This window comes from Deinococcus sp. Leaf326, assembly GCF_001424185.1.
GTDB lineage: Bacteria > Deinococcota > Deinococci > Deinococcales > Deinococcaceae > Deinococcus.
In genome coordinates this window covers 1-7473 of record NZ_LMOM01000082.1, presented here as the reverse complement: position 1 = coordinate 7473, position 7473 = coordinate 1, and the positions used below count along the sequence as shown (strand labels likewise).

10 protein-coding genes are annotated in these 7473 nt (G+C 60.8%); 3 read left to right on the top strand and 7 right to left on the bottom strand.

What is annotated here, in order from left to right:
- Window positions 1-60: 60 nt before the first annotated feature.
- From ASF71_RS20475 to ASF71_RS20450, 5 genes are all read right to left on the bottom strand, one after another.
- Complete coding sequence (locus ASF71_RS20475; protein WP_056303602.1) at window positions 61-771, bottom strand: hypothetical protein; 711 nt, start codon at window positions 769-771, stop codon at window positions 61-63.
- Between the two features lie 2 nt (window positions 772-773).
- Window positions 774-953, bottom strand: coding sequence for a hypothetical protein (locus ASF71_RS20470; RefSeq protein WP_056303600.1), 180 nt, complete (start codon window positions 951-953; stop codon window positions 774-776).
- Window positions 954-1832: 879 nt separating this feature from the next.
- Window positions 1833-2279: a response regulator gene (locus ASF71_RS20460; RefSeq protein WP_056303595.1), complete on the bottom strand. Its 447-nt coding sequence runs from the start codon at window positions 2277-2279 to the stop codon at window positions 1833-1835.
- A 54-nt stretch (window positions 2280-2333) separates the two neighbouring features.
- Window positions 2334-2756 carry a response regulator gene (locus tag ASF71_RS20455; RefSeq protein ID WP_056303593.1) on the bottom strand — a complete coding sequence of 141 codons (423 nt, stop codon included), beginning with the start codon at window positions 2754-2756 and terminating at the stop codon, window positions 2334-2336.
- Between the two features lie 144 nt (window positions 2757-2900).
- Window positions 2901-4178 (bottom strand): diguanylate cyclase domain-containing protein, encoded by a 1278-nt coding sequence (locus ASF71_RS20450; RefSeq protein WP_056303591.1) that lies wholly within the window; start codon window positions 4176-4178, stop codon window positions 2901-2903.
- 189 nt (window positions 4179-4367) lie between these two features.
- Between ASF71_RS20450 and ASF71_RS20445 the strand changes: the two genes are divergently transcribed.
- Complete coding sequence (locus tag ASF71_RS20445) at window positions 4368-4598, top strand: hypothetical protein (protein ID WP_056303589.1); 231 nt, start codon at window positions 4368-4370, stop codon at window positions 4596-4598.
- A gap of 317 nt (window positions 4599-4915) precedes the next feature.
- Here ASF71_RS20445 and ASF71_RS20435 read toward each other — a convergent pair whose 3' ends face one another.
- Window positions 4916-5308 carry a helix-turn-helix domain-containing protein gene (locus ASF71_RS20435; protein WP_056303586.1) on the bottom strand — a complete coding sequence of 131 codons (393 nt, stop codon included), beginning with the start codon at window positions 5306-5308 and terminating at the stop codon, window positions 4916-4918.
- A 268-nt stretch (window positions 5309-5576) separates the two neighbouring features.
- Between ASF71_RS20435 and ASF71_RS24355 the strand changes: the two genes are divergently transcribed.
- Window positions 5577-6320: a hypothetical protein gene (locus tag ASF71_RS24355; protein WP_156373021.1), complete on the top strand. Its 744-nt coding sequence runs from the start codon at window positions 5577-5579 to the stop codon at window positions 6318-6320.
- Window positions 6320-7087: a hypothetical protein gene (locus ASF71_RS20430; protein WP_056303584.1), complete on the top strand. Its 768-nt coding sequence runs from the start codon at window positions 6320-6322 to the stop codon at window positions 7085-7087. Before ASF71_RS24355 ends, ASF71_RS20430 begins: the two co-directional genes overlap by 1 nt.
- Before the next feature lie 76 nt (window positions 7088-7163).
- On the opposite strand, the gene ASF71_RS24615 is transcribed toward ASF71_RS20430, so the two are convergent.
- On the bottom strand, window positions 7164-7473 hold a 310-nt coding region (locus ASF71_RS24615; protein WP_162243152.1), incomplete at its 5' end, for a hypothetical protein.

The following is a 7473-nucleotide window of genomic DNA, read 5'->3' as shown; positions in this document are numbered from 1 at the left end:
CGCTGGAAACCAGAACGACTGGTGACCTTTCTGGAGGCGATCATCAGCCCTTTTTCAGCGTCAGGAGCAGTAAAAAATGAAGTTGTCATCTACTGAGATGAGTGCCGTATCTCCTGGAGCCATGGGAATGGTTGCCCCGGACGTGGGGGGCGTCGTGAGCCACCAGCCGGTCTGGGTGAGGGTCTTGATCCCTTTGCCCGTGGTATCGACAGTGCTGACATCGAGGCCGGTCAGTATGGTGCTGGCCAAGGGGTTGGGGACGGCACTGTTGGTCGCTGTATTGAAGTTCTGACCCTGGACGAGCGAGAGCTTGCCGATGGAGGCCGTGGCATCTGAACCGTCGAAGTAGCGGACGTTCGTGAACACGCTGTCGGTAGTGCCGCCCTGAGGGACGACGGCGACGAACTTCGGATTGCGCAGGGTCTGGGAGGAGGTGTTCGTGACCTTGTAGGTGACGCGAATATGCCGGGTGTTGGTGGCGCCGATGGCGAAGGTCTGGACGGCGACCTGAGAGAAGCTGAATTGATCGGGCGCGCTGACCAGGCCTTGAGCGCTGAGACCACTCGGCTGGAGGGACTGTACCCGGCTGGTGGGGGTATCCGTGCCGACGCCGCCAAAGTCGATCTGGAAGACCCCAGGAAGGGCCTGCTGGGTGGGCGTGCCTGGCGTGGTGGTCCCAGGAGTGGTTGCACTCGGCCCACCAGCGGGCATCTGTCCGCAGGCGGCGAGAAGGAGCGCAGGGGGCAGCAGAGGCAAAATCTGTCGACGCATGGTTAGAACTCCGTGTCGAAGGGGGAGGAGTTGTAGACGTTGTTCAGGCCGATGGGGATGGAGATATTGAGCGTGACAGCCGTCCAGGCGCCCAGAGGCGTGAGGGTAGGAGCCTCGTAGGGGATGGGGGAAGCGCTGGGCGTGCTCATGGGAATGGGCTGGGGAGCATTGAACGGGGTCATGGGAAACCTCAGTGGGCGGGGAGAAGGAGAGGGGACAGGCACGATCTATAAAGAAGATAAGCCCGTGTCCTTCACTCCACGTTAATGGGAAGTGCAATTGGCACATGGGGCGTTCGAGCTCCAGCTTCAGGTAGTCCGGTCAATTATTGGGGACGTCTGCTGGAGCGCTCCGTGGACTGTGGTGATGAGTGAGCGCAGCAGATCCTCTGGTGTGGAGAGTCCGAGGCAAGAGCACGAGGTCGTACCGGAGCAGCAGAGGCGGATGGAGGGATCTCGGCGCAGCGCCGACGTGCCCCCCGCCCCACACCAGGTGGACTGGGAAGAGGTGCGACGGCGTTGGCAGGCGCTGGAATGACGCGCAGCGCGGGGGCGTGCGGTCTCCCTAGCAGCAAGGCGCCCCAGTCTATTCGGGCACTGACCGCCTGCACGGTTCAGTTGTAGGGTGGGGGATGGCCAAGGTCTACGCACGGGCGACGCACATCCAGACGCATGTCCCGACACGGGTGCTGGGCCCCTTTGAGACAGAGCAGGAGGCCTGGGACGCGGTCGCGCAGGCAGAAGGTCGGAAGCTGTCCTGGGAGCGAACCAAGCGGGGCTCCATGGTGAGTACACCGCACACCCGCTGGATAACCGAGAGGGTCGGGGCTTCTTCCGGGGACTAGCGTGAGGCCGCGAACTGCGGTTCAGCCACCCGGCGCCTCAGCTTGATGCGCGTGACGCCGCACGGTGCAGCCACCGCTTGAGCGACGTCAAGACCCGACGGCCAGGGCGCGACCTGAGCGAGACAGGCCTGTATGCGCTGCAGCACGGGCAGGTCGGTCGGGACGACCCACTCGTCCTCGGGCGGCGACCATTGCTCGGTCTGAGGGATCGCGGGCTCTAGAACATTGAGGAAGCGGTCATCAGTGTGGTTGGGGTGAAGGCGTGATCGCGCTGCCAGAGGTCACACAAGACTTGAGCCTGGTCTTGCATCCCCGCGAACGTCAGGGGCTTTTGCCAGTAGCCGTAAACGAAGGTCGGGTCCACCCACTGGCGCTGCAGGTGCAGTGGCGTTAGGGAATACAGCAACACGGGCAACTGCTCAAGGGCCGGCTGCGCCCGGAGCGCGCGAAGCCAGGCCGGTCCGTCCATCCCCGGCATGTGTAGATCCAGTAGCACCAGGTTGGGCAGCGCATCCACCTGCGCCTGTGCTTCCACCCAATGCAAAGCAGTGGGCGCATGATTGTGCAGGATCAGCTCAGCCTGCGGGCAGGCCTCGAAGGCCGCCTCCATCAATTGGAGGTCGGTCGCATTGTCATCCACGAGGAGGAGTTGCAATGGGGCCATCTTCCAAGTGTGGACTTTGGCGACTGGCGCAGATGAACGGCGAGCGCGCGTCTCTTAAGGCTGCGGCGCGAACGGGAAACGGTTGCAGCGCCAGAACGTGATGAAGGATTCCACCTGCTGCAGGAACACCCCAAAGTTAGGTGACTTGACGAGATACGCACAGGCTTGCAGACGGTAGGCAGCGTCGACATCCGTCTTGGCCTGGGAGGTCGTGAACATGACGACCGGGATATGGGCGAGCTCCGGATCGCGCTTCATCTCGCTCAGGACATCGAGCCCACTCATGCCGGGCATGTTGAGGTCGAGGAGAAGAACCTCTGGGAGGTGGCCGTGATGACGGTGCATGGAGTCGAGCGCCGCTTCGCCGCTGTCAGAGGTGGTGAGATGGACGTCCAACCCGTGTGTGGCGAAGACCTCCTGAGCCAGAAAACGGTCCGCGGGACTATCGTCGACGAGCAGGACGCGCAGGGGCGGCATGGGCCACACGGTAACGCAAGTGGGTGTTTGTGTACCGGTATGCTACGGCGACGTGTCCCGCAGGACGGAGCAGTGTCAGCTCAATCGGTCTGCCCCCGTCCGATGCTCATTGGCCTGCAGCAGTCGTCATTGACGCGACGACGTTCAGGACCACACGACACACTGGTTCTTGCCGCGCCGTTTGGCCTGGTACATCGCGGCATCCGCCACTTGTAACACGGTTTGCGCATTCGCGTCGCCCGTCGTGACCACATGCACCCCCACACTGGAGGTCACACGGACTTCCCCCCCATACAGCAGATACGCCGGGGCACACGCGGCGACCACACGCTCGCCCAGCGCATTCGCCTGCGTGGAATCGGAGACCCCCCGCCACAAGATCACGAACTCATCCCCCGCCAGGCGCGCGACTTTATCCCCGGGACGTAGCGTCCCAGACAGACGACCTGCGACCTCTCGCAGCAGGTGATCCCCTGCGGCATGACCCAGGGCGTCATTGACGGCTTTGAACCCGTCAAGATCGACAAAGCCGACCGCGCAGGCTTTGTTCTGAGTGTGGAGGCTTCCCAGAGCTTGCTGAAGATGCAGCATGAAGTGGACGCGGTTCGGAAGGCCGGTCAGGGGGTCATGCTCCAACGCTCGCTGGAGCGCCTGCCGGAATTGGATGCTGTCCGTCACATCGGTGAAGGACGCCACGACGGCCTCAGTCCCGACCGGCAGCGCGTTGATCTGCAACCACCGCTGAACGCCATCAGGAAGTGAGATTCCCAGCGTGACGTTGAGCTGAGGTTGCCGCGTCTGGAAGGCCAGGGCCAGCGGCAACTCCTCCGGGAGGACCGGCTGACCGTCAAGCCCTTGGATGTGCCGTCCCAGCGCAGCGAAGCTGGCTTGAGTCAGCGGGTGATCGGGCGCACCCAACAACTGCGCGGCCTGAGGATTGAAGCTTTTCAACTGCAGGGTGCGGTCCACGAGGATGACGCCTTCATACAGTCCACCGATCATGACCTGAAGCCAGGCCTGTGCGAAGAGACGTTCGAGCGTGAGAGCGAGGAGGGCCGCGGCGTCCTGGAGAGCAGCCTTGTCGGGGAGGGGGTGGGGTCCGTGTGAGGCGTGGGAGACACACAACACGCCAAACCAGGTTCCCTCGACCGTCTGCACGGGGCAGGTCAACAAGGTCCAGGCGCCAGCGGTCTGCGTGACCTCGATGGCTTCCCCATGATGCCAGGAGTGGGCAATGATGTGCGGGGTGAGGGTGGGCCAATGAGAGGGCACAGCCTGGAGTGTTCGGTTGACTTCTCCCAGGAGGGTGATGGGGGCCCGGAGCATTCGGGCAATGGAGCGAACCAGGACGACCAGTTCGTCGGAGGCCCAGACCGCTTCTGAGAAGACGGACGATAGAGAAGGGACCTCACTCAAGTGCATGTTGCTGCAAGCCTAAGGGAAGTTGCTGTGGAGAAGTTTGGGAGGAGGAGGTCGTGGGGAGATGGTGAAGGGAAGGATGAGCAGGTGGTCTGTTTCAGAGCTGGTGCGTTGAGGAGGTTGTTCGTCCTGTTGCGGTTCAAGGGCTGAGTTGGAGGTGACTCTGCGTTTAGTTGGCGTGGATGTTGAGGTATGCCGAAGGTCTATGCACAGGCGACGCATATCCAGACCGACATCGCGACCCAGGCCTTGGGGCCTTTCGAGACGGACCAGGAAGCCTGGGACGCTGTTGCCCTGGCAGAAGGGAGGACGCTGGATTGGGAACGAACCAAGCAGGGCTACACGGTCCGTACCAAGACCACTCGCTGGATCACGGAAACACGGGTTCTGGCCTCAGAGGGTGCGCCCTGTCCCGAGGGCTGACAAAGCACGTGATCTGGCATTGACAGCCGGACCTTACCCCTTCCCGAGTGAGGAAGAGCACGGGGGTGTCTTCCTGCTGGACGAGCTGGTGGAGACACGCCGCCGTTGCTTGACTGGGGAAACTCCGCATTGCTCGGCCACGGCCTGAACGACGTCGAGACAGGGTGGCCAGGGCGTGACCTGAGCGAGGCAGGCCTTCATGCGCTGGAGTACGGGCAGATCAACCGGGACGGCCAGCTCGTCCTCCAGCGGAGACCAGTGTCCGGTCGCCGGGTCGTACTGCACGCGACTGCCGAAGTGCAACTGGAAGTGCATGCTCAGACCATGACTCGCCGGAGGTGGCGCCAGATCTCGTACCAGGACTCCTTGTCTCTGGGGCGTTTGCCGCGGAGTTCGATGCGGGCGAGCGTCTGCACCCAGTCAGGGGTGAGGTCGGCGCCCAGGACCGGATCGGCGATCAGGGCGGCGAGACCAGTGGGGAGGCTGTCGGCGGTGGTGGCGGCGCCGTAGCCGTCGACGCCGCTGAGGAGTTGCTGCACCGTGAGGTTGTACGCGCGGGCGAGCGCTTCGAGGGACTGGAGGCTGGGTTGCGTGCGGCCGCGCTCTAGGTCACTCAGGTAGGGGACGCTGAGGTCGCAGTGGAGAGCGAGGTCCTTAAGGCGAAAGCCGGTGTCGGCGCGGAGGGTGCGGAAACGTTCGTGCAGCTGCATTCTTGCCCCAGAGCATTTCGTGTGCGGCCGTGTGAGAATGGGAACCGGATTACGCTCTCTGGTGGATGAGGGCTATTCTGCACGCAAACGAGGCAGCACACGGTCGGAAATTCTCACATGCTTTTGTACGATGGAATCCCGTAACGCTGAGATAACGTCATCCTCCTAAAATTTGACTCAGGGGATAAAAGGATATCTTAAACATTGAAATATTCCAGAGTTTTTAACACAGAACTCCCCTTGCAAGACTGGATCTAAAGGAGATAACGTGGGAATATTTGACGATCTGATGTACCCCGATAATAAAAATCGTGCCATGCGAGCCTCAGAGTTAGGTAACGATTGTGCCACAATTACGGTTCAGCTTATACAAGACAAGCAGTATATAGAATCATTGCTGAAAGACACAAATCAAGCAATCAAAGATGCTTATGGAAATCTCGCTCAGTCTTCTGTCCCCATCCCCGTAGAAACCCTCGAAATAGACGGTCAATGGGCCATTGACATCGTATCGATGTTGAGTCCCATCGTCACGATAAAGTATGCGATGAGTGGCTTGCAGGCCGCGTCAAAAGCATGGTTGGTTTCACAGGGCCGGCTTGGTGAGGCAGCCTTTGCAGATCTGGTGGGGCTCCCTAGATGGTTCTCAGTCAACAAAGTCATTGGTGGAATAGCTGCGGCTGTCGCTGTTGAAGCGATTATCGATGCTGTTGATGGGGCGCTGAACCGCGATAAATTACAGGATGCGATTAAACACCTTAATACGCCCCGAACCACACTGAAGCAGCATGCACTTGTGAATGAAACTGTCAGAGGAACTCTCAACACCGTTACTGCTGCTTATAACGCCTTGGCGTCAATACCAGGAATAACCAAAGAACAACTCGATATTCTCGCTCATAATCTTATTGAGACGCACCGTGTGGATGTCACGAAAATCACACCTCAGACTGCCCAAGTCAACCTGGCTGAATTGGACAGGGCTCGTGGTTCCTGGACCAACGAGGGATAATGTCCATCTGGGATGATATTGGTGGGCTGTTCACGGGAGATACGTACTTCCCGGACAATCCTTCCCGTGAGCATCGCGTTCAGGAACTTGCCCAGGATTGTCAGAATCTTGCGGGTCAGCTGTCCTTACAAGCCCCGGATCTCCGACAACGACTGGAGAAATTGAATGCGCAAATTGCGGCGTTGTACGGGCGTCCGGAAGAGGTGCCGTCCGATGTCAAACCGGTAGAGATCGAGTTTAGCGAGTGGGGGGTCAGTGTCTCGCAAATCGTTCTTCCGCTGTTGGCAGGGTCGCTAGTTTCATCGGCGTTGACGCTGAGTGCGACCAGTTACCTTGCAGCGAGTGGAGAGATTGGTGCGGCGGCGTTTGCGGAGCTGGTGGGGCTGCCGTTGGCCTTCGAGCTGAGTATTGGCGCGGCGGTTGGGGTGGCGGCGATCGGTATTTCTTTTGCGATTGGCGCCATTGCCGGGGCCGTCAAGCGGGATCAGTTGCAGGATGCGATTCATAGTGGGGTGCGGAGTCGCCGGATTGAGCAGCGGGCGTATCTGATCAATACGCGTTTGCTGGCTTCGGTGGCGGCGATCAGTGCGGCGATCGCGGCGTTGCATGCGCAAGGGTTGGATACCCCAGCGGTGATCGAGAATGTGAAGGAGATGGTCCGTCATGCAGCGGCCGATGCGCGCGCAGTCACAGAAGATGACGCGCAAAGCCTGTTAGCTAACCTCGATGGAACTCGCAGGTCCTGGACGAACGAAGATCTTGGCTGACCTGACATTGTAGCGATCAGTCGAGGTGAGGCGATCCTCCGTGCGGAGGATCGCCTCACCTGTCGTAGACATCAGATCAAGGGATGAGGAGAAGATCTAAGCGAATGTACGCGCCCCGTTGGGCTTCGCGGTCGCTGAGGATCACGGTGGTCGGGAGGAAGGCATAGCCGGCGGTGACGCCCAGCCCGGTGACTGGCACGACCGTCACCTCCAGACTGGTCGAGCTCCCGACGACTCCTGTGGGGCGCTGGCCGATGACGCGGTAGAGCCCCCCGATGCCCAGACGGGGCGTGAGCCAATACGTGCCCCCAGCGTAGGCCTGCCAGGTCAAGGCCTGGAAGTCGGCCGACGTGCGCAGGCCCAGCCCGGCTCGGAGGTCGAAGCGT